Below are 22,727 nucleotides of genomic sequence, written 5' to 3' on the forward strand. Positions count from 1 at the left end.
ACAGTCTTTATAAGCTCCATCTTGTTTCTCAAACAGTTCCCAAGCAGGCATGGAAACCACGCGCACCTTCTTACTTCAGCAGTGGTGGCGCTCGCTGACTTAACAAAGGCGAGTCTACCTTACTCCTGTTAGGGTGAGTGATCGCTTTTTTGGTGTGTTTTTATTTGTTTAAAGACCCCATTATACCGTGTTGACTTTGCGGAGCTCGACACGACCACCTTCAAAAACCTGCACTTTTAGCTCATACCCTTCTATCAATGACATTCCAACGAGTGGTTCTGAATCAGCTTCGTCTACTGGAATGGTGAGCAAGGTGTCATCCCAAACGACAACCGCTTCGTAAACATTAAAAACACACTCACTACCATCTCCGAGAATTGCCCGACCTCGCCTCTTCCATTTCAGGTTCAATTCAGCAATCAAATCGGGAGGTAGGGAAAGCCAACCGTTGAATCCTGTGTCGACGATCGCATCTTGTGTAAAAACCTTGCTATCAGTACGACGAATTGAGAGTGGAATAATCGGCTCAAACTCAACATTCACGAACCCAGTAATCATGCAGTTCTCCGGCTACGCCCGCCGAATCGACGAACATGGCGATAACCAATGCGAATGATCCAAATTTGAGCATCTGGGCGACGAGCTTCGAGGCGATCACAAGCCGCAATTTCGCTTTTATCGACTTCAAAATCTCCGGTTTCGATGTCGATCGCCACAATCTTGCCGTTATTACCTTTCTCAACTTGCTGACGCACCTGCGACTCATAAATCTCATCACCACGTCTAGCAAACTCTTCTTTGCTGTAGTGGGGTTGTCGAACTGCCATTGGCTTGTCCTCGTTTCAAGTCAGCCTTCTAATTTTAGCCTAACCTAAATTATTCATGAACCCTTATAAAAAACGGCTAAACTGCCTACCCAGGAAGTTTGTTAGGCACTCTTTTAATTAGCAGTTTAATGAGATTTATATTAAAGCTTGAAGCTTTATTTTTTTGACAGATAATTAGGCATTTTGTTGTTTAAATAGTCTCTATTTGTATCATTTTTTCTGTTGGGTTTGACTACCAGGGATTGCGATTGGACTAAAATTCATCGGCTTCTTATTTTACAGCCTGCGAGCTTTATTGTAGTAATTTGTGGCGATCGCTGAAGTAAGAAAGGCGAGTTGTCACTGCCCACCTTACCCCTCAACCTTTATATATATGACGTGCTGCTCTAACTCTAACACTTGACTGCCAACTATTATCTGATTTCCATACTTGAAAAACATCATAACTGTTACGGCTACCAATACACCCCATCCAATGCTTACTATCTCTAGCACGTAGGAAAAATGATGCTTTAACTCTAATATCATCATGCCAAGTTTTATTGCGGCTTTTCCATACTCCCAAGCAATGATGATTAACAGCGTCCAGTCTATAAAATCCTATCCAATGCTTGTCATCCACACCTCTAAGCATTACCGCTTTTTTCGCAACAATAGAACCATTTTCAATCTCAGTCTTGACAGCATCAATATTTTGTTGATTTTGATGCTCTAATGATTCCATTTTTTGATTAACTTGTTGAGATTCTGCTTTAATATCTCCCAATTCAGTTTTTACAGCTTGTAATTCTTGATTTGTGGATTCTAATTGTTCGGCTAATTTAATATAGTCTTGTTTAAATTTTCTCAACTCTTCTAGTTCTGCTTGCAACTCTTCCTGAGTTTTTCTGAATTCTGCGATCGCTTGTTCAAAATAACTTAATGGTGTTTGATTATTACTGAGTTTCATTTTTTTATTTTAAAAATATCATTAATTAAATTTAAAAATTGTTTTTCTATTTAATCAGAAGGCAATAAAATATTAATGTGGCTATCTTCTAATTGATAGGTATTAACTGTATTTCGCCAAAATTCGCATAGAATTCCATAATGAATCCAATCCGCGACTGCTTGACGTTTTAGTTCTGGGGAATTTCTCGCTAAATAAGCCATTCTTGTGGCATTCAATTGTAACTGCCCATAAACTTGCAAAATTTCATTTATCTGAGTTTTTTCATCAATTTTATTTAATTCATAACACTCAGTTAATCTATATAATTCAATATCAGATAACATCATCCCTGGCTTAGTTTCTAATTTGAGTGTCCGTCTACACTTATCAAATGGATTTGGCAAAGAGTGAGCTAAAATCTTTTTTAATTCATTCCTGATTATTTCAGTTTCTCCACCAATAATTTCGTTAAGTTGATCAATTATTTGATTAGCATCTTGAAATATTCTCTCTTCTAGAAAATTTGCTTGTGCAAAAGCGTTATTAGTAACTGTTTCTATAGAAGAGACACCTTCCATGATTGATAATGTAATTTGATTTATGCGATTCTCTAAATAATAATCTGCTTCACCTATTGTTTCACGTAAATCACTGATTATTTCCCGACGTATTGTGTCAATTTCTTGGATATTTTGACTAACTTTTTTATCGGTGTGATCGATTAAATATTTAATATCGTTTTTTGTTTGATGTTCTAACTCATCTAACCCATTTAAAGTTTTTTCTATTCTTTTTTTTGCTATATAGTCCAACTTATCGGCAAGAGGATATACTTTTTTATCAAACAATTTGCTTATTTCTTTACGATTCTTCTCTGCAAAATGAGTAGAACTATGATTTAAAGAACGTTCTAGTTTTTTCGTAAGACCTTTAAATATAAAATTAAACATCCCTAAATAAAGTTTGCTTAATATAGAAAATATTCATTTATTGTCTTAAACATAACATTGATATTTTGAGTCGGCAATAAGTGTATTCAACAATATCTCTATTTTGAGATTATTCTCTAAAATGAGATTTATTTTAAATTAAGGCTTGAAGCTTTAATTTTTTATGCCGAATAATGATGAAGCCTAACTACTTATTATACGGAAAACTTCTTTTTTATGTCCTTATCTGGATATTATACAGAATCTGTCCGTATAACTATCCTTTACGAGAGAGAGGATTGGATGGAATTTTTCTGCATAACACCCTATGCAATGGCATTCAAAAAAGCTTATTCGTCTTCAGCACTATTCTTACTAAATAGAGAAAACTCATATTTATTGGATTAGTTTTATGTAGCATCATAAACATCAAAAAAGGGCAGGTCTTTCAACCCACCCAAAAAGTCAAATTATTCTGTTGCTAATTAGCAGTTTGACTACGCTCACTGTTCGAGCGGAGAAACGAATCTAACCTAATAAAGCTTTAGCTTTAGCTAACACATTATCAACGCTAAAGCCGAATTTCTCCATACAAGTACCACCAGGAGCAGAAGCACCAAAGGTATCGATACTCACGGTATCACCTCCAGTTCCTACATACTTATGCCAACCAAAGCTAACACCAGCTTCTACAGATAAACGCTTGGTAACAGCTGTTGGTAACACGGACTCTTTGTAAGCTCCGTCCTGTGCTTCAAACAAGTCCCAAGAAGGCATGGAAACTACACGCACTTTCTTGCCTTCCCCTGCCAATTTCTCAGCAGCAGTGATGCAGAGATTTAATTCGGAACCTGTACCAATCAAAATTAATTCAGGTGTACCTTGACAATCTACTACTGTATATGCACCCTTAGTTACTCCTTCAATGGAAGTAGGTGTAAAGTTAGGGAGAGCTTGACGAGAAAATGCCAACAAGGTGGGTGCATTTTGTTTAGCTCTGGCGATCGCCACTTTGTAAGCACCAGAACATTCGGTTCCATCTGCGGGACGAATCACAGTTAGGTTGGGAATTGCACGCAGGGAAGCCAATGTTTCTACTGGTTGGTGAGTTGGACCATCTTCTCCTTGTCCAATCGAGTCGTGAGTCATAACCCAAATAGCACCAGCTTGGGAAAGAGCAGACAAGCGGATGGCAGCACGCATGTAATCTGTGAAGATCAAGAATGTGGCACCGTAAGGAATTAATCCTGAACCGTGGAGCGCCATACCATTACAAATTGCGCCCATACCATGTTCCCGTACACCAAAGTGGACATTACGATTTTCATAATGTCCACTTTGGAAGTCACCGAAGCCCTTAATCTCAGTTAAGTTGGAGTGGGTTAAATCGGCAGAACCACCAATTAATTCAGGCAAGATTGGCGCTAACTTGTTGAGGCAGGCTTCTGAATGCTTACGGGTGGGTAATCCTTTATCTTCAGCAGTATATTCAGGTAATACTTTGTCCCAACCATCGGGAAGTTTACCAGTAACGTAACGCTCAAATTCAGCAGCTTCTTGGGGATATTTTTTGCTATAGTCAGCAAAAGCTTGGTTCCATTCAGCCTCTGATGTTGCACCACGCTCAATGGCTTTCCGCATATGGTCGAGAGTATCTTGAGGCACTACAAAAGGCTCGTGTTCCCAATTTAGATTACTGCGAGTTGCTTTGACTTCATCTCCACCCAAGGCTGCACCGTGAACACCGGCGGTATTTTGTTTATTAGGAGAACCATAACCAATGGTGGTTGTCACCTTAATCATGGTGGGTTTATTGGTGACAGCTTTAGCATCTTCAATGGCTTTGCCGATCGCATTTAGATCAGTATTACCATTTTCAACATGGAGAACGTGCCAACCATAAGCTTCAAAACGCTTGCTCACATCTTCCGTAAAGGCGATATCAGTGGAACCGTCGATAGAAATGTGGTTGTCATCGTAGAGAGCGATGAGTTTGCCTAATCCCAGGTGTCCTGCAAAAGAACAAGCTTCAGCCGAAACACCTTCCATATTGCAACCGTCACCCAAAATTACGTAGGTGTAGTGGTCAACTATTTTGGCATCGGGTTTATTAAACTTTGCTGCCAGGTGTGCTTCCGCCATTGCTAAACCGACCCCATTGGCAATACCTTGTCCCAAGGGTCCGGTAGTTACTTCTACACCCTCTGTTTCAAAGTTCTCTGGGTGTCCGGGGGTTTTAGAACCCCATTGGCGGAACTGTTTAATATCTTCTATAGTGACGCTATCGTAACCAGTCAAGTACAGTAGGGCATACTGCAACATACAACCATGACCGGCAGATAGGATAAAACGATCGCGGTTGAACCACTTGGGATTCTTGGGATTAAACCGCATGAATTTATCCCACAGCACAAATGCCATTGGTGCTGCGCCCATTGGTAGTCCTGGATGACCGGACTTTGCCTTTTCTACGGCATCGATTGCTAAAAAGCGAATCGAATTAATACACAGTTCTTCAAGGGATTGGGTTGCAACAGCCATAATCAGATTGTTTTTAACGACGGGTTAGCACTATTTGAGCTTTATTGTTGGGGTAATTTAGAGATTTTCCCCACCTAATTATTCTCATCATCCCACTGGTACTTGTTGACCGGCAAGCCAGAGAATCTGAGTTTTTTGTATTTAGATATCCACTAACTTGGTTCAATGTCTCTCTGGCTGATAATCATGACATTTCAGCCGTGAATGCTTTGAATTAGGGTAGTGATATGGTCTAACATTTATTCTATGGTGTCTCACCCCACAAAATTAGTTGATTTGACAACTAATTTTGAATCGTCACCTGTCTCGAGCAAGGCAGAAACTCAGGGAGAGGTATCAATTCCAGTACAGAGGAAATAGCTAAGATAATTATTTTGATGCATTGTAAACACCGAATTATCTTCTGATTCCCATCATGGGAATGATACATATTTTTTCCTACTTCTTTGAAGTTAGTCTCAAGAAGTGAGAATTAACTACTAGACTTGTCCATAAATTAAACTCAATATCACAGAAATGCTGATATAGTTTGGCTTTTAGCTTATATAACAACGAAATCAATGCCAATGATTTCATATATAAACTTCAGCTCAATCAGGTTTCCATTTACGGATCAGTTTACTGAATAGTAGGTGACTGCACAAGAGTCGGTGAAAAGTCCACTGCTGAAATGACTTGCATCAGTGGCTTTGTTTCATACTATTACAACAAGGGGCAAATCAACCAACCTGGAATTATCAACAGAAAGCTTTCCATATATAAGCAGAAGGCAGTCCAGATGAAAATAACTCTTCTCTATCTCCCAACCCCGCTCCACCTAACCCCTATTTTCAAGTCAGGAGTGGAAAGCTGGTTATATCTGGATTTTAGCTTCTCAATTTGTCCTAACCTTAAAGCGTAGTACTATAAATAAGCTTTTATGCTTTCTAAGTTGAAAATGGGGAGTGGAAAATCGTTGACCTCAGGCTGGACTTTTCTTTAATGCCCACAAGGCTATACATTCTTCGTTGTGGGCAAAATTACCCTTGGCGGCTAGCTGCAAAATAGTAATGTAGTAACGATGTTTCTGTTCAATTAAGTGGGAGTAGAATTAATTGGAAACCATTTGCGATTTGGTATCACAAATGGAAAATTAAAAATTTTAAATCTCAAAATTCTAGAGATATTTTTTAAATGCTAGGGTCACATTATGACCTCCAAAACCGAAGGAATTGGACAACGCCACATCAATTTTTTGGGAACGGCTAGTACTGGGTACATAATCGAGGTCGCATTCTGGATCGGGGTTTTGCAGGTTAATTGTAGGAGGGATCTGGTCATTAGCGATCGCTAGTATGGTAGCTACCCCTTCAATACCACCCGAACCACCCAATAAATGGCCAGTCATCGACTTAGTCGAACTTACAGCTATTTTATAAGCATGTTCCCCTAAAACTTTTTTGATAGCTGAGGTTTCCGTGGCATCATTGGCTGGAGTACTAGTACCATGGGCATTAATATAACTAACCTGTTCTGGAGATATGCCTCCATCCTTCAGTGCTAGTGACATTGCCCTAGCTGCTCCTTCTCCTCCAGGTACTGGGGAAGTTATGTGATAAGCATCACAGGTCATAGCATAGCCCACTATCTCCCCATAAATCCTGGCACCCCGACTTAAGGCATATTCCAATACTTCTAGAATTAAAATTCCCGAACCTTCACCCATGATAAATCCATCACGTTCTTTGTCAAAAGGACGACAGGCATGGCTGGGGTCATCATTGCGAAAAGAAAGTGCCCTAGCCGCAGCAAAACCAGCCACAGACAAAGGTGTAATTGCTGCTTCACATCCACCGCAAATCATTGCCTGGGCGTATCCTCCTTGGATCAGGCGAAAAGCATCTCCAATGGCATTAGAGCCGGACGCACAAGCTGTGACAGGGCAGGAATTGGGGCCCTTTGCTCCCGTATGAATTGCCGTTAACCCAGCCGCCATATTGGCAATCATCATGGGAATCATGAACGGACTACAACGATCTGCTCCCCGATTCAGGTAGATCGTTTGTTGATCTTCCAGGACTTTAATGCCGCCAACGCCAGAACCGATCATCACACCAACTTGTTCGGCGTTCAAATCATTAATTACTAATTGTGCATCTGCCACAGCCTGTTTTGCTGCTGACACACCAAATTGGGAAAATCTGTCCATGCGTTTGGCTTGTTTTCGATCCATGTAGTCATGGGGGTCGAAGTTTTTCACCTCACCAGCAATGCGACAAGCATGGTTGGACGCATCAAACCTGGTGATTTCACCAATGCCATTGCGTCCGTTGATTAATCCTTCCCAATATTCTGTTGGTGTGTTACCAATCGGTGTAATCGCGCCAACACCAGTTACAACAACGCGTTTACGTTTCAGATCTGTCATGATTCAGTTAATGGTGGCTTTAGATGCAAGCAAAACAAAACAGGAACTTAAGGAGTGAGAACTAGGGACTGGAGTTAGATAACATCCTGAATCCCAATTCATCCTCAATACATTTTTAGGCAGACGCAGGCACTTTATCTGCAATGTAATCTACGGCTTGTTGAACAGTGGTAATACCTTCAGCGTCTTCATCGGGAATTTCGATCTCAAACTCTTCTTCCAAAGCCATTACCAATTCAACTGTATCAAGAGAGTCAGCTCCCAAATCATCAGCAAAGTTGGCTTCTGGTTTCACTTCCCCAGAGTCAACACTCAATTGTTCGGAGACGATTTCTTGTACCTTTTTCAAAATACTATCTTTGCTCATAGATTAAATACCTCAACCATTTGCTATTGTTGACTTCTTCAGGGTGACATGAATTTGAGCATATACATCTTATCCTTAAGGGTGCTCCTCCGTATATAGTCAAGGGATTTTCTTCTAGAAAATCTTCACCTGTTTCTATCAGTTAATAGTTCACATTCACCATGATGATATCAAGTTTGAACTTCACACCACTTGAGATGAACTGATTCTTGGTTCATCAATTTCTGCTAAATTCTGTAAATACACATAATTAATTATGTCCTATGCTATCCCACACACTAAAATATGCTTATTTTCCTGGTTGTGTTGCTCAAGGAGCTTGTGGGGAACTGCACCAGTCTACAGTTGCCTTGTCTCAAGCTTTAGGAATTGAGCTCATCGAATTAAAGAAAGGATCTTGCTGTGGTTCTGGCACTTTTAAAGAAGATTCCCAACTGTTAGAAGATACGGTTAATGCTCGTAACATTGCTCTGGCTGAAGAATTAAATCTACCTTTACTTACCCATTGCAGTACTTGCCAAGGTGTAATTGGTCATGTTGATGAGCGTCTTAAGGCTTGTCAGCAAGATGAACCTGCTTATTTTGAACAGGTCAACAATTTACTCAAAAAAGAAGGTTGTTTGCCCTATCGGGGAAGTACAGAAGTTAAGCATCTCCTCTATGCATTAGTTCAAGATTACGGTTTAGAAGAAATTCAACAACGGGTAAGTCAGAAATTAACTGGTCTTAATTGTGCTGCTTTTTATGGCTGTTATTTACTGCGTACACAAAAATCTGTACCAGAGAAAGATCGGTTTAATCCACAAGCTATGGAAAATGTATTTCGGGCTCTGGGTGCCACACCAATTTATTACCAGGGAAGGACTCAATGTTGTGGTTGGCCCCTTTCTAGTTATGCGACTACCCAATCTTTTCAAATGGCAGGTATGCACATCCAAGAAGCGATCGCATCTGGGGCTGATTGTATTGTAACTCCCTGCCCCTTATGTCACCTCAATTTGGATTCCCGCCAACCAGAGGTGGAAAAGGTAATTGGTCAACAATTAGGATTACCAGTTTTGCATCTGCCACAGTTGGTTGCTCTCGCTTTGGGAGTTAGCCCCCAAGAATTGGGTTTAAATAAACATATTGTGTCTACTAAGGCAGTCTTAGAAAAGTTAGGTTTTTAATTATTAATGTATCACAATATTTAATTACTAATGGCTTGATAAACTTAATTAATTGTGAGTAATTACTCACAATTAATATGTAGGATTATTAGTGATATACCAATTTAATCAAAGATGCCTAAAAGTAGACCAGATAAGACTTTTAGCACTGGGTAAATATGTCAGTACTAGAATTATTGAGTAAACTTTAGTTGCAACAATAACCTTAATGATTCTGGTGTGATAAATTAATAATTGAGGCGATGAAAAAGCCTCCCTGGCAGATACATACAGTAGCAATTTTAGTTAATAAAGAGGTAAAAGCACTGTTTAATTCAAATCTGTCTCGTAGACAAAAAACAACACCCATCTCGAGGGTTGATATTTCCTCACTCTGACAATCAGGGGGCAATGTCACTGATTTGTTTAACATCTTCACAGAAGTTAAATTACAAAGGCATCCCTGGCTAGAATGAATTATGAGAGGAAATAACTCAGCTAGTAGAGCTTGGGTGTTGTTGTTTTAAAGTGTACATCTGGGTGTAAGCTTACAAGACAGTTAAACACTACGAGATGATTCAAGCAGTGCCTTATGTCAATAATTGCTCTGAGGGCATGGTATCTTCAGGATTATGAGCCGATTGGGGAGTTAGAAAAACGCCCGCCAGATATTCGTGTCAGTAAAAAAAGCTTATTAAAATCAGGATTGCGAGCAGACTTTCTCGAAGATAGTGAAGAAGTGAAGCAATCTACTTGGTTTAGGCGTTATTTGGAAGGGGAAAATATTGAGTTTTACATAGAAGGTAGCGGCGGCTACTGCGTAGCTAACATTGATTTGATTAGTCATGAAATTTATTTCACAAAACAAACATTATTAGCACAATTAGAACCAACGATATTTTTTTGCTCCCAAGGGGAGCATGGTAAAGCTAGTGATGCTTTGCGAGAGGGATTGCAAACAAGTTTAGAAAAATTAAATAAGCGATCGCGTCTGCCTTTGAAATTAGTAGAATCCTATCGCCCCAAGTCAGGTTCCCTACGTCTATCCTCAACAATGATGAGGAAAATCCGCAGAAGTTTATTATTTATTGCCGATACCACACCAATTACCAGCATTAAGCAGCAAGAGCATGAGGCTCTCATCCCCAGTCCTCATGTTTGTGTGGAAATAGGTTATGCCATAGAAAGCAAGCGTTCTGAACAGATAATTTTAGCACAGATGCAACGTTTGGAATTAAGTGGTGAGTTTCCCTTTGATTGGCCAACATCACAAATCTTACAGTTCCAAAACGCCAAAGAATTAGATAAAATCCTACCCCAAGCTATTGAAACCCAACTAGCAAGATTTAAATTATTTGTTTAATGGATCTGCCGTAGTTCAAACAGGATGAACCAGAAAAATTAACTCCTGAATTAATCAGTAATATAGCGAATAAACAATATAGCAGTTCCCACTCACATGAGGTACACCAGCAACTTTTCAATTCTGTAAATCTCCTTCACACCGACTTGCAAAAATTGGGAACTGTTTCCATCTCAACTACCGTCCTAGACAATAGGTATGAGTAACAAAAAAATCATTATTTTTATCTTGTACTGAATCTTCCCAAGTATAGAATACTTACTCTTCCCATTCCGGGGTAATGTGGTTAACAATGGATTGGATATGTTGTAAATGATTCAATCTTATGCCTAGAACTCCAAGTGAATATGCGGTCTACCTATTCCTAGAAGGTGGTCATACCGAAGAAGTGCGTTTTCCTAATGTTCAAGATTTTCAAAAATGGTATAGTGGTGAACTAGTTCCCAAATGTACTTCTGAAGATTTTATTAATGTGCCCATAAAAACCATTCAGGGGGAGTATATGGTAGTGCGTCCGTCTCGGATTTCGGCAATTCGAGTAGAACCAATATTTAGCTCTAGTGTAGAAAGATTTACGTAAAATATGAGAAAAAAACTTGGTTTACTGTCTTTGAGTTTGGGTGCTATCCTGGCTTACCCAGTTTGGTCAGCTGTAGCACAGGGAACTCAGCAGTCCCCACCACTATCAATACCGACTCAACCACAGTTACGGTTTCCAGAAGAGTCACAGGAAGTTGAGACACCACCCCCACTAAAAATACTACCGTTGAGTAATAATTGTAAACCTCGACACGCTTGTTTGGGGTGGGATAGCCAAATTTTTTGGGGTGGTCAAGGTAAAGGCAAAGCAGGCGATCGCTGGGCTTTGGTAAAATCCATTGATAATAGTCTGTATTATCTGAGAAAAGCGAAGAAGGCAATTCAGGCTTATGATAATTATCCGGTTCAGGGAATTACCCGTGAGCGCGTAATTCGTAGCTTGGTACGTTTTCGCCAGTTGGTAGTCAATTCCAAGTCAGCTTCTCAATTACAAGATGCTGTGCGCCGCGAGTTTACATTTTATAAATCCGTAGGTAATGACAACAAAGGCACTGTTAAGTTTACTGCCTACTATGCGCCAGTTTACCAAGCTAGTAGGGTTCGTACTGCCGAATATAAATATCCACTGTATAGAGTACCACCGGATTTTAAGCAATGGGCTACACCCCACCCCACTAGGGTAGAGCTAGAAGGAAAAGATGCTTTGCTGGGTAAGAAAAGTCCTATAAGTGGTTTGGAATTATTTTGGTTCCGCGATCGCTTAGATGCTTATATGGTTCATATTCAGGGTTCTGCTACCTTGAAATTAACTAATGGTAAAACAACTTCTGTTGGTTATGCAGGTGCGACAGACTACCCTTGGACAAGTATTGGCAAGGAATTGGCAAAGGATGGTAAGTTACCGTTAAATAAACTCACCTTACCCGAGGTAGTTGCCTTTTTTAAGAGTAATCCCCTGGAAATGAATACTTATTTCCCTCGATGGGAACGCTTTGTTTTCTTCAAAGAAACTAATGGTAAACCTGCTACAGGTAGTCTAGGGGTTCCTGTAACCCCTGAGCGTTCCATCGCCACAGATAAATCTCTCATGCCTCCAGGAGCACTAGCAATAGTCAATGCTTCTTTCCCTTATCCAACTAATGGCGGACGCTTGAGATATCGGCGGGTAAGTCGCTTTGTACTAGATCAAGACACTGGTAGTGCCATTAAGACTCCAGGTAGGGTTGACTACTTCATGGGTTCGGGCTATTTAGCAGGTAGGAGAGCTGGCGTTACAGGTGGTAATGGTAGTTTATATTACCTGTTGTTAAAGGAATAAATCTAACTTGAAAATGGGGAGTGGGGAATGGGGAGTCGGGAGTCGGTCAGAGGTGATTTTCATCCTTGGTTGTGTACAAACGTACATGAGAGACTAGTTTGTAATTCATCTCACCACCTTCTTTGCAGGTAGGTGGGAGACTTCTTACAATTGCAGGTTAAAATTCTATTCCTGGTTGTGCCTTCACCCCTTGTTCTCGAAAGGGGTGCTTAACTAAATTCATTTCTGTAACTAAATCAGCTGCGTCAATTAGAGCCTGTGGCGCACCTCTACCCGTGAGAATGACATGATTATCGTCAGGCTTTTGTTCTAATCCAGTTAAAATTTCCTCAGCCTGGAGGTAACCAAGTTTCAGAGCCACATTCACTTCATCTAATAATACCAGTTGAAATTCTGGGTTGCGGATATACTCTAATGCTTTTTGCCAAGCAGCCAGTGCTTTTTCAGTATCGCGATCGCGATCTTGAGTTTCCCAGGTAAAGCCTTCACCCATAGCATGGAATTCTAATTGATTTTGCCACAAATCGAATACCTTTTTTTCCGAGGGTTCCCATGCTCCCTTGATAAATTGAACAATTGCGACTTTATACCCATGACCGAGCGATCGCAATACCATTCCCAAGGCTGCGGTAGTTTTCCCTTTACCATTACCAGTATTGACGATAATTAAGCCTTTCTTTGGTGATGCTTGGGCAATACGTTTTTCTTGTACTTCTTTACGTCGCCGCATCTTTTTCTGATACTGTTCTGAGTTGAGGGAAGAGGCTTCGGCGACGGCTGCATCGCTTGTGCTTTCCCAATTTTCTTGACTTCCCATAATATTAGTATTTCGAGTTAACCGTACTTTTAATTTTACAGTTAACCGTACATTTAATAGTATTTATTTCTCGGTTCGGCAATCATTATTAATTAAGTGATACAAACCGAATATGCACTATTTATAACTACCCCTAAGATAATAATTAAAGCAACAAGTTAAACCTAGCAATTAAGAAATAAATAAACGGAGAAATATGATGTTAGTTCGTTATAACCCCTGGAAAGAAATTGATAGTCTAGAACGTCGTTTTAATCGTTTAATTGATGATTTTGTCCCTACAGATTTAAAAGATTTGCACAATTATTTTAAGACTCCTGCTGCTGAAATATCAGAAACGGATGAGGCTATTCGTCTCAAGATAGAACTACCAGGTATAGAAGCCAAAGACTTAGATATTCAAGTTACAGAGGATGCAGTTTCTATCATTGGTGAACGTAAGTCTGAAACTAAATCAGAAGAAAATGGTAATACCAGAAGTGAATTTTACTATGGTAAATTCCAGCGTGTAATTCCCCTCTCTACACGGATTCAAAATACTAATGTCACTGCTGATTATAAAGATGGTATTTTGAATTTAATACTGCCTAAAACAGTTGAAGAGCAGAATAAAGTTGTGAAAGTTAATCTAGGTTAATTGACAATAATATCTGCTGATTACAGAGATAAATATGGCAATCATATTTGAATTGTAAGTTAGCAATTAATAGAACCTCGACTTATTAAATAAGTCGAGGTTTTTATCTGTCATGAATAGTTGCAATAAAATATTATATAGCACTAGTCATATATGTTAAGACATTGTTGAAGGCTGAAACCTATGAATAGTAAAATTATTACTTGGGCGTAGCGCTATAATTTGGTTAATTATGTGTATAATACTACCAAAATAAATTTATTTACCCATCAAAAAAATGAATGATAAGAATATCCAATCATCTGAATTCGACGAGAATCTAAACAGAATGGCTAATTTAGAAAAAGAAGTTGCAGCTTTAAATCAGGAAAATCAAGAACTCAAACATCTACTTCAGAAATTAGATACAGAAGATATATATGCCCATCGTATATACAAACAAGTGAAGGAAAAGTTAGATTTAGAAAATGATAATCAACAGAAATTTAATAATCCTCTATTAACTGCCTTTATCTCAATCATGGTTGCTTTATCAGGTAATACCGCCTTCTTTGGCATCTTTCAAGCATCCAAGGACGAAGCTGTAAAAGCTGTAAAAGCAGAAGGGGAGCAAAAAATAAAAGATGTAACAACAAAAGTTAAAAAAGCTGCTACAGAAGCTGCTACAGAAGCTGCGACAAAAACCACTCAGACAATAAAAAATGTTGTCAATGAGGAGGTGACAGCAGTAAAAAAAGAAGTCACAGAAACGATAAAAGAAGAATTCACAGTCGAGATAAATAAAGTAGTTGATGAAAAAGTGAATGAGGAAAAAATTGAAAATATAGTGGAAACTAAATTACAAGAAAAGTCCAAGTCCCGTTAGTAAGGGTGCAGAAACCATACCCTTAAAATTGTATGTATTTTAAACATTTTTTGACTTTATATTATATCAATTTATCTTGCTTCTTTTCAAAGTAAACTCGTTGATATTGATGATACTTCTTTGCTGCCATCCCCATGCCGAGAAAACTCCAAAATACCACACCAGCTAGGGAAATCATCAAACTACTAAAAATTAACTGAAAGACAATCGCCACACTAATAGAGCGGGAAGCACTGGCAAAAGAATCACTACGTCCTTCACTATCTTGAAATAATTCATATAATATCAGCAAAATTGAACCTAGATAGGGAATTCCACCAAACCAACCCAAAGAAAAAAACGTATCTAAAATACCACTATCCAGGACAATTGCAATTAACTTTCCATCCCTATCAACTGTCCAAGTACCACCAATTCCATTACCAAACACCTTGGATAGAGCAATGTTGAGATTCTTTTCATAATTGTCCGAGCGATCGCTAAAGCTCTGATCTCGTTCTATATTAGTAAAAGTCCCAAAGCGATCGCTAATCACTTCCGAAAATGGTTCAATATTGGCTAAGGGTACTACGCACAATGCCATTACCAAAATAGTCACCATCAACCGCATTTGTAATCTGGGTTTGAGATTAGTTAGTAAGAAAACTACTCCTACCAACCAACCTCCCCAAGCAGCGCGAGCCATACTCAACAAAAATGCCAAGTAACCCGCCACGGAAGCAAAAATACGCAGGAAGTGTTGACTGCTGAACAATAATATTAATCCTGCCATAATTACTAATGCAAAAGGACCAGGTGAGTGCATGGTACTCCATACCCGAATCCCTAATGGTTCTGGATCTCCAAAGGTGGTAAGCTTAGTTTGGATCAGCCAAAATCTATCCCATTCTGGTGCTATAAGATATTGCAAAACACCGTATATACCCGTAACTAGTACTCCCCATAGAAAGACATTTTGGATATTTTGCCGATATTGCAGATAGTTGCGCCAATTCACAAACAAATGGAATCCAAACAAAATTGGGGTGAGCCAATCTAAGGTAGTGCGAAAGACTAGTATCTTATCAAAATAAATTAGCCCTACCATAAACCCATAACAGACGCTAAAAATCGCTATTACAAAGGGGAAACCACCCATACGGTAGGATTTGGGTAGGTATTTAATCAAGGTGATACCAGAAATCAGTGTCACTAAAAATGGTGCCAGGAGAATAATATTCGGATCTACCCAACCACTACGATAATCTACAAGACGGCGTACCAAAGGAGTGAGAAACCAAATCCACCAAGTAAAACCGACATATAGGATCGGATAACGCAAGTATAAAAACAAGCCAACAATTAAAGTTGTCAGAGGAAAGAGTGGACGAATAATGCTGCCAGCACCAACAATAGTACAAGCAGTTGTTAATAAAATAAGCGCCCCAATCGCCAACCAACCTAAAGTCGATTGCTGCTGGGGAAAAGTATTAGTATTTGGATAATGAGGGGAAAAAGTCATTCAATTTGAGATTTTGGATTTTAAATATTGGATTTTGAATCGTAGGATTTATACTTAATGGCGTATGTATAAAATTAGTTACAACATAAAAGGTAAGGTGGGCAATGCCCACCCTACTTAATCTTTGCGTCTACCTTTCAGGAAGCTACTTCCGGTGTCTAAATGCGTCCTTTGCATGAGACAACCCAAAAAACTTTACCCGATGCATATCCCATTGCTTCCAAGTACAAAAACCTTGCCAACGTCCCTCTACAGAAGCCAACCATTTCTTGGTAGCCAAACCCCTCTGACTGAGGAGTAAGCGTAACCATTGGACAAAACCCAACCCATCCCTAGTTCCTATCAACACCGCCCAAATCAGAAATACTAACCTTCCTAGGGGAGAAAAATACTCCAATAAGCCCAAGGTTTCATTATGTACAGCATTAATAAAAGCAACTTGGTGAAATTGCTGACGCTTATCCTCATCAAAACGCTGTGCAGGATAATGATTTACCCTGATTTGAGGATCGTAAATCAACTTCCAACCCAATCGTTTTAATGCCAAACAGAAAGCCAATTCAAAATGTACCTGTGCTCCCGTACCATGCATTCTCTCATCAAAACGTAAATCAGCAATGGCACAACTGCGAAAGCTCATATTTACTCCCTTCAGCACATCAACTTCCCTAGGTTCTCCCACTCCTAGGTGATGATTCCCAATCACTCGTCCAAACCATTGCACCTTTCCCACCACTTCACGGGAACCATCTTCTAATTGATTATGCTGATAAATCCAATCCCTTCCCCCCACGGCACCAATGCCAGTATCATTGATCAAGCGATCGCTAATTTTTGCTAACCAAGTAGGATGGGGTGCAGCATCATCATCGGTAATGGAAACAGTATCACCCTTGACTACTGCTAGCCCAGCATTGAGCGCAGCTACTACCCCCGGAACTGAGACTGTGACAATTTCTAAGGGTAAGTTTCCAGGGTCAAATTCTGCCAGAAATTGCCAAGTTAACTGATCCGTATCCCGAACTACTACAATTACCTGAAAAGCTGGTTTTGTCTGTGCCTGAATTGCTAATAGACAACATGATAAATCTAGAGGACGGCGATAAGTTGGAATCAGAACAGTATTCTTCATTTTTGATTCAACTCCTCAAATAAATCTACATAGGTTTGCGCCATGATTTTCCAGCTATGTTGTTCAGCAACACTCCGCCCTGCTTTCCCCATACTCTCCATAAGCAGAGAATCACTAACTAGAGATAACATAGCCTTACTTAAACCATCTATGTCATTGCAATCTGGTAAAACTATCCCCGATTCAGATGTGACTAATTCTGCACCACCTGTAGAAGTCGCGGTAATTACAGGCAATCCAGAAGCCATAGCCTCTAATAATACTAGGGTACAAGCTTCGTAACGAGAAGGAAAAACGAATACATCAGCTGTCCGCATAATCTCGGCTATATCCCGACGATATCCCAGAAAATGCACTCGCTTTTCTAATCCCAAGGAAGCGGCTAACTGAGGGAAAGGACTACCCTCCGTACTTCCTACCACTGCTAAATGTAGATTGGGGACTTTTACCAAACCATGAAGGATAGTATCTAAGTTCTTTCTAGTTGTGCGAATATCCCCGACGAATAATGCCAAGGGTACATTCTCTGGTAAACCTAATTGAGTGCGGGAAGTGTTACCAGGAGTAAACTCTTCTAAATCTACCCCATTGATAATTGTTCGTATTTTAGTGGATGGTACGCCAATACTGACTAATTCTTCCTTTACCTTTTGGGATACAGCCACAATCACTTGAGCTTGTTGAAAAGATTTTGTTTCCCAATTTGCATTGACAGCAGTATAGAACCACTGATAAGCACCATATAAGTCTCGACGAATACGGGAAATGTGAGCAGGTGACTTTAACCAAGAGCTGTGAACAAAATGTACAGCATTGACATCAGCATTGGTGACTGTAATCGCACCATTGACTTGAATGACATCAAGGGATTGGCGATTTTGCCGTAACCACGCAGCACTTTTTTGGGAAAATAGTAAATTTTTCAGTAGTTCTGTGGGAATGCCTTTAACAGGAATATAAACACCCGTTATATCTGACTGATATTGAATTTCTGGTGCAATTTCACTGGCAATTAATGTTAATTGATGATTACGATTTAAAGCTTCTTTAACTACTTCATAATTAACCCTTCCTTGTCCATCTCCCTTTTTGAGTTTATGGGTAACAATACATAGTTTCACATAACACCTCAGAATACTTTAAAAGTCTTGTTTTTGATAAAAAAATAGAGAATATACAGGAATCCAGTTTGCTTGCGGAAAAGATATGTAGAATGAACGGGGTGTAGAGGATAGGGTATAGGGGATAGGGGGGATCATTAAAGCTTAGGGAACACCAAAAAATAAATTACCCAATTTCTGGACTTGAACTGCTTGCTTCACTCTCCCTGCTCCCTGCTCCCTGCTCCCCTGCATTCCAATTGATTGATTATTTTTTTATTTGGAAGTCCCTTATTTAGATACTCCTAGTAATTGATTAGTAATTGAACGGGGAGTATAACTCAAAGTAAGGGTTGCCAAATTTCTTAAATTAAATGCCTGTGCTTTTATAGCTTTCCAAATATAGTATCGAGCTGCCTTTACTTGTTCAATTCTGAGTAAACCAATTGCTAAAGTGGTATGAGCCTCTAACCATTTTTTTTGAAAATATGCATGAAAATCCTTGAGCCTGCTATCTTCCATAAATTTTTGATAGCAAAATATTTCACTTTTTGCTTTGCGGATTTTGGCTTGAGCATCTCGATGTCCACTCAACATAGTATCTGTATATAGATGTTCTCTATAGTTAGCTAATCTTTCGGGACAATAGTAGGCTCCATAGTTAGAAGTACAACACAGATAAGTTAAGTATAAATCCCACATTCCCTCAACTTCTGCGGGAATTATATCCCAATTAATCAAATCTTTACGAATCACACAAGCAGCAGCAGTGGGAATAGATTTATTGATCAGACCAATTTGATCGAATTGTTGATAAATTCCTGCTTCAAGTATATGCCTTTTATAAGCATTTGTATATCTTTCTGTTGCCACATGATCAATATTACCTTCATCATTAATAATGTATTGATCACAAAAAGCAAGAATCAAATTAGGAGAGGTTTCTAAAGCAGGGACTAACTTTGCTAAAAAATCTGGCTCCCAAATATCATCATCATGTAAACTGGCAATATATTTACCCTGTGCCATTTTAAAGGCGTGCATTTGATTCGCAAACATACCAATATTTTGGGTATGTTGCCAATATTTAATTCTGGAATCTAAGAAGGATTCTACTATATCTTGGGTATTATCAATACTACAATTATCGGAAATAATAATCTCAATATTTTCATATGTTTGTTTAATTGCACTATCAATTGCTGCTTGGAGATAATTACAACGGTTATATGTGGGAATAATAACACTAACTAAAGGCTGTTCAATTCCTATATTAGGTACCATCTTTGATAATTTACATTTCAAGATAAATATTTCTTAGATAAAAAGAGGACGCAAGGAGCAAAGGGAAATCATCATCACTCTTTTATTCTTTCCCTCCTCTTCCCTATATCTCATACTGAGTTTTATGATATTGCCAAAGCTTACCCCGTAATTTGAGTAACTCTTGATAACTACCTTGTTCCATAATTCGTCCATGTTCTAAGACTACGACTTTATCAGCCTTAGCAATGGTAGAAAGACGATGAGCAATAGCAATTACAGTTCTCCCCATCGCTAATTTTTCCAGAGACTCTTGAATTAATTTCTCAGTCATGGAATCCAAAGCACTGGTTGCTTCATCTAAAATCAAAATTTCTGGATTTTTCAACAATGCACGAGCAATTGCAATTCTTTGACGCTGTCCACCTGATAAACATACCCCGCGATCGCCTAAAATACTATCAAAGCCTTCTGGCATTTCTTGGATAAAATCAATTGCATTGGCTAGATGTGCCGCTTGCTTAATTTCTGCTTCCGTTGCACCCATTGTTCCGTAAGCAATATTATTCCAGACGGAGTCGTTGAAAATAAATGTATCCTGACTGACGACAGCTATCTTGCTACGTAAGGAGTTGATGTCTAACCTCCGGATATCCACCCCATCCAGAGAAATTATGCCATCGGTGACATCATAAAATCGAGGAATTAAATCGGCTAGAGTCGTTTTTCCTGCACCAGTCCCTCCTACTAATGCAGTCATTTTGCCTCTTTCAATACTTAAGGTTATATTCTGTAAAACTAAATGTTTCCCATCATAACCAAAATCAACAGACATTAAATCTATGCCTTGTTTTAACCCTGTAAAATTAATTGAGCCATTTTGAAAATAAACTTTATTTTCTGTTTGTAGGAGTTTTTGAATATTAGTAATTGAGCCTTGTAGAGTACTAATAAATGCCATAGTCCCATTGACATCTTGCATAATTGGTACTAAGCGGAATAGTACAAAGAAAAATGTCAATAAGGAAGATACCTGTAAACTTCCAGCAACTACATATCTGCTAAAAGCAATAATAATCATAATTACGAGTACAGTAGTAGCTACCCCTTCCGCAAATGGCTTAATTAAAGTCCAAATCAAGGCAACTTTTTTAGAAGCACTAACTATATTGTCACTGGCTTGATAATAACGCTGACGCTCGAAATCTTGGGTAGAAAATGCATGGACGGTACGAATTCCTTGGAGAAATTCCATTGCTGTTGATGTAAATTGACCATTAGCAGTTGATAGACCAAAACTTTTTTCTCTAATTTTGGCATTCAAGGTCTTAAAACCTACACCTAATAGTGAAAATAATAATACTGACATTATTGTTAATTGCCATGAAATAATCAACATGGATATCAAATAGACAATAATGGTTAATACTCTAGTTAATAAAAATGATGCTCCACTAAAACCTTGCTTAATTCTCTCTATTTCTAGAGTCAGAGTATTTAAAATTTCACTAGAACGATTTTTATTAAAGTAGCCAACAGGTAAGGATTGTAATTGTTCAAATATTTGTTTGCGGAGACGATCACCAAGATTTAATTGAGCCAATTCTGTATGTAATTGTGCTAAATAATTAAATCCTGCACGGATCCAAGTTACGAATAAAATCAGAATTGATATACGATATAAACGACTAATTGCTGATGCATTAACTCCTAAAATCCAAACATCAAACCAATGTATACCAATCCGAAATGCTTCTGCATTAGGAGTAGTTAATTTTTGCAAAAAAGGAAGCAATAAACCAATGCTAACTCCCTCAAAAGCAGCAGCAAGAATAGAGAATAATAAAGCCAGAATAGCTACTTGCTGAAAATGTTTAAATTCTCGCAGAATTAAATAATTATCTTGCCATACACCTGTGGTCTTGACTATTTTTTTGAAAATATTTGGCAATGGTCTGTAAATTTTAAGTTCCATATTATTTAATCATATTCTACTCATGATTCAATATATTAATATTGTTCCAAGTCCGATTCTATAATTAGAATTTTGGCTTTATTTATATAGAAGTATATTTATGTGAATATTCTATGTAAACAACTTGATATATTGATTCTAATATAGGAGATGCAACTTAATTTGATCACATTATTCACAAGATTTGACTATCTATATTTAATGTCTTTGAGTACAAAAATCTCTGAGATAAGCTGATAACTCCTGGCATTTTATTTAACTGCTTTTGCTTTGCATGGGATAAGCTAACCGTATCTTGTAAAATACAAGGATTAGAGCCAAATAGCAGCATCTCGCCTCGGAGGACATTCATCAACTGAGGTAGCTTGTCAAGATTATATTTATGCATTAATTTTATTATGATTTTGACATATTTTTGACCTTGACTCATGTAAATATCTTGTGAATTATTTGAGGCTATCTGCTGAATATCAACAGTACATAATTTAATTATTCTAAAAAGTTTTCCCCTTTTTCCTACACTCCATTCATAGGTAAATAATGATTGATGTGGATTAAAATGTATCCAGATAAATAGTGGTGCTAAAAATGGCAGGAGTACCAAAAATAAGATAAAAGCTAATAGCAAATTGGTTGCTTGTTGTAACCATTGTCTTAGCAAATAACTGATTTTATGTTTAATATTTGCACTAGGGATAAGTAAGTATATTGGTTTATTCACTTCCTGACAAGCATCAGCCCATAACTTTAATTGTTCTTCACCTAATTGTGGATCTATACGGACTAAATTTACTGGAGAATGATTTAAGCAATCTACCAATAATTGTTGGCAATCCATTTTATGATACAAATATTCATTTTCTACATTAGATGGCTTAACTAGCAATTGATTCCTGCGCCATAGGAGCCTACAAGATAGGAATGAATTATTTTGATCTTCTTGGTAAATAATGCTAGTATCCTGGGCATTGGCAAGAGTTAATTTAGTCATATTTTTGAGGATAGAATAAGATGAGAATCTAGCAAAATTTGATTAATAACAATACTGTTTGGCTCTTTTTATAGC

The 22,727-nt window shown here is 38.4% G+C and carries 21 protein-coding genes; 6 read left to right on the top strand and 15 right to left on the bottom strand.

The annotated features are described in order from the left end of the window. The 8 genes from CALSC_RS28205 to acpP all read right to left on the bottom strand — a co-directional run. Positions 1 to 66: hypothetical protein (locus CALSC_RS28205; protein ID WP_407641947.1), on the bottom strand; the 66-nt coding region annotated here is incomplete at its 3' end. 114 nt (positions 67 to 180) lie between these two features. Next, positions 181 to 558 carry a clan AA aspartic protease gene (locus tag CALSC_RS17085; RefSeq protein WP_088242508.1) on the bottom strand — a complete coding sequence of 126 codons (378 nt, stop codon included), beginning with the start codon at positions 556 to 558 and terminating at the stop codon, positions 181 to 183. Then, positions 555 to 827 (bottom strand): hypothetical protein, encoded by a 273-nt coding sequence (locus tag CALSC_RS17090; protein ID WP_088242509.1) that lies wholly within the window; start codon positions 825 to 827, stop codon positions 555 to 557. The genes CALSC_RS17085 and CALSC_RS17090 overlap by 4 nt, the downstream gene beginning before the upstream one ends. Positions 828 to 1,185: 358 nt before the next feature. Next, positions 1,186 to 1,776, bottom strand: coding sequence for a hypothetical protein (locus CALSC_RS17095; protein WP_088242510.1), 591 nt, complete (start codon positions 1,774 to 1,776; stop codon positions 1,186 to 1,188). A 50-nt stretch (positions 1,777 to 1,826) separates the two neighbouring features. After that, positions 1,827 to 2,708 (bottom strand): hypothetical protein, encoded by an 882-nt coding sequence (locus CALSC_RS17100; RefSeq protein WP_088242511.1) that lies wholly within the window; start codon positions 2,706 to 2,708, stop codon positions 1,827 to 1,829. 507 nt (positions 2,709 to 3,215) lie between these two features. Beyond that, positions 3,216 to 5,228 (bottom strand): transketolase, encoded by a 2,013-nt coding sequence (gene tkt, locus CALSC_RS17105; protein WP_088242512.1) that lies wholly within the window; start codon positions 5,226 to 5,228, stop codon positions 3,216 to 3,218. Between the two features lie 1,156 nt (positions 5,229 to 6,384). Further along, complete coding sequence (gene fabF, locus CALSC_RS17110) at positions 6,385 to 7,635, bottom strand: beta-ketoacyl-ACP synthase II (RefSeq protein WP_088242513.1); 1,251 nt, start codon at positions 7,633 to 7,635, stop codon at positions 6,385 to 6,387. 115 nt (positions 7,636 to 7,750) lie between these two features. Next, the gene (gene acpP / locus CALSC_RS17115; RefSeq protein ID WP_088242514.1) at positions 7,751 to 8,002 is read right to left on the bottom strand and encodes an acyl carrier protein; all 252 of its coding nucleotides are present in this window, start codon (positions 8,000 to 8,002) and stop codon (positions 7,751 to 7,753) included. Between the two features lie 263 nt (positions 8,003 to 8,265). On the opposite strand from acpP, the gene CALSC_RS17120 reads away from it, so the two are divergent. The 4 genes from CALSC_RS17120 to mltA all read left to right on the top strand — a co-directional run bounded on the left by CALSC_RS17120 (position 8,266) and on the right by mltA (position 12,371). Then, the gene (locus CALSC_RS17120; protein WP_088242515.1) at positions 8,266 to 9,171 is read left to right on the top strand and encodes a CoB--CoM heterodisulfide reductase iron-sulfur subunit B family protein; all 906 of its coding nucleotides are present in this window, start codon (positions 8,266 to 8,268) and stop codon (positions 9,169 to 9,171) included. 571 nt (positions 9,172 to 9,742) lie between these two features. Further along, on the top strand, positions 9,743 to 10,513 hold the full coding sequence (locus CALSC_RS17125) for a hypothetical protein (RefSeq protein ID WP_088242516.1): 771 nt from the start codon (positions 9,743 to 9,745) through the stop codon (positions 10,511 to 10,513). A 325-nt stretch (positions 10,514 to 10,838) separates the two neighbouring features. After that, positions 10,839 to 11,093 (top strand): hypothetical protein, encoded by a 255-nt coding sequence (locus tag CALSC_RS17130; RefSeq protein ID WP_088242517.1) that lies wholly within the window; start codon positions 10,839 to 10,841, stop codon positions 11,091 to 11,093. A gap of 3 nt (positions 11,094 to 11,096) precedes the next feature. Next, on the top strand, positions 11,097 to 12,371 hold the full coding sequence (gene mltA / locus CALSC_RS17135; protein WP_088242518.1) for a murein transglycosylase A: 1,275 nt from the start codon (positions 11,097 to 11,099) through the stop codon (positions 12,369 to 12,371). 157 nt (positions 12,372 to 12,528) lie between these two features. On the opposite strand, the gene cobO is transcribed toward mltA, so the two are convergent. Continuing rightward, positions 12,529 to 13,188, bottom strand: a complete 660-nt coding sequence (gene cobO, locus CALSC_RS17140) for a cob(I)yrinic acid a,c-diamide adenosyltransferase (RefSeq protein WP_088242519.1) — start codon at positions 13,186 to 13,188, stop codon at positions 12,529 to 12,531. A gap of 196 nt (positions 13,189 to 13,384) precedes the next feature. Between cobO and CALSC_RS17145 the strand changes: the two genes are divergently transcribed. Beyond that, positions 13,385 to 13,825, top strand: a complete 441-nt coding sequence (locus CALSC_RS17145) for an Hsp20/alpha crystallin family protein (RefSeq protein WP_088242520.1) — start codon at positions 13,385 to 13,387, stop codon at positions 13,823 to 13,825. Between the two features lie 277 nt (positions 13,826 to 14,102). Then, positions 14,103 to 14,690 carry a hypothetical protein gene (locus tag CALSC_RS17150; RefSeq protein WP_143288288.1) on the top strand — a complete coding sequence of 196 codons (588 nt, stop codon included), beginning with the start codon at positions 14,103 to 14,105 and terminating at the stop codon, positions 14,688 to 14,690. Positions 14,691 to 14,751: 61 nt separating this feature from the next. On the opposite strand, the gene CALSC_RS17155 is transcribed toward CALSC_RS17150, so the two are convergent. From CALSC_RS17155 to hepC, 6 genes are all read right to left on the bottom strand, one after another. Continuing rightward, positions 14,752 to 16,191: an O-antigen ligase family protein gene (locus CALSC_RS17155; protein WP_088242522.1), complete on the bottom strand. Its 1,440-nt coding sequence runs from the start codon at positions 16,189 to 16,191 to the stop codon at positions 14,752 to 14,754. A gap of 145 nt (positions 16,192 to 16,336) precedes the next feature. Further along, positions 16,337 to 17,323: a glycosyltransferase family 2 protein gene (locus CALSC_RS17160; protein ID WP_235006826.1), complete on the bottom strand. Its 987-nt coding sequence runs from the start codon at positions 17,321 to 17,323 to the stop codon at positions 16,337 to 16,339. Further along, positions 17,320 to 18,444 (bottom strand): glycosyltransferase family 4 protein, encoded by a 1,125-nt coding sequence (locus tag CALSC_RS17165; RefSeq protein ID WP_407641946.1) that lies wholly within the window; start codon positions 18,442 to 18,444, stop codon positions 17,320 to 17,322. Before CALSC_RS17165 ends, CALSC_RS17160 begins: the two co-directional genes overlap by 4 nt. 270 nt (positions 18,445 to 18,714) lie before the next feature. After that, positions 18,715 to 19,707, bottom strand: a complete 993-nt coding sequence (locus CALSC_RS17170) for a glycosyltransferase family 2 protein (protein ID WP_088242523.1) — start codon at positions 19,705 to 19,707, stop codon at positions 18,715 to 18,717. Between the two features lie 103 nt (positions 19,708 to 19,810). Beyond that, the gene (gene hepA, locus CALSC_RS17175; RefSeq protein WP_088242524.1) at positions 19,811 to 21,661 is read right to left on the bottom strand and encodes a heterocyst formation ABC transporter subunit HepA; all 1,851 of its coding nucleotides are present in this window, start codon (positions 21,659 to 21,661) and stop codon (positions 19,811 to 19,813) included. A gap of 175 nt (positions 21,662 to 21,836) precedes the next feature. Continuing rightward, entirely contained in the window at positions 21,837 to 22,652 is an 816-nt protein-coding gene (gene hepC, locus CALSC_RS17180) for a heterocyst development glycosyltransferase HepC (RefSeq protein WP_088242525.1), read from the bottom strand. Positions 22,653 to 22,727 lie beyond the last annotated feature (75 nt).

Origin of the sequence: Calothrix rhizosoleniae SC01 (assembly GCF_900185595.1) — a bacterium.
GTDB classification, from domain to species: domain Bacteria; phylum Cyanobacteriota; class Cyanobacteriia; order Cyanobacteriales; family Nostocaceae; genus Calothrix_A; species Calothrix_A rhizosoleniae.